Below are 540 nucleotides of genomic sequence, written 5' to 3'. Positions count from 1 at the left end.
TGGTGGCGGCATCGAAATGCACGCCCAGCCCGTTGCTGCCGCCGAAGCGGTCCGTCAGCCAGTTGACCAGGTGTAGCTGGCCGGCCAGTCCGTATTCGCGCTGCAGGTCGCGGCTGGGCGCCGCGGTGCCGGCGGCCAGCGCCGCCTTGCGCGACTGGTCCAGCTCGGCCTGCCGGGCGGCCAGGAAGGCCGGGGCGCCGGCCTCGTCGCCGGTGTAGCCGAACTCGGCGCGCAGCCAGTCACCCAGCGTCAGCTTGCCGCCGTAGGTGGTCACGGCCTTGTCCGGCTGATCGGCCAGCGGGCGCCCGCTGTCGGCCTGATTGGCCGCATCCAGGTAGCGCGCGGCGAAGGCGTCGAAGCCCAGCCCGTCGAGCCCCTTGGCGCCCACGCCGGCGGCCACGGCAATCGCCGCGCCGTTCGAGCGGTCGTGCTGCGCCGAACCAGCCACCGCGCCGATGCTGCGCAGCTCGCCCTTGTCCGCCAGGTAGAGATCACGCCCGGCGGTCACTTCCAGCAGGCCGGGGCCCGCCACATAGAAGC

Annotated in this window: 1 protein-coding gene; it reads right to left on the bottom strand. The window is 73.7% G+C overall.

What is annotated here, in order from left to right; all coding sequences use genetic code 11:
* Positions 1-540: hypothetical protein (locus tag AB4Z35_RS30180; protein WP_442101183.1), on the bottom strand; the 540-nt coding region annotated here is incomplete at both ends.

The organism is Pseudomonas sp. KB_15 (assembly GCF_052114525.1).
GTDB lineage: Bacteria > Pseudomonadota > Gammaproteobacteria > Pseudomonadales > Pseudomonadaceae > Aquipseudomonas.
This window is presented reverse-complemented; position numbering and strand designations above follow the sequence as displayed.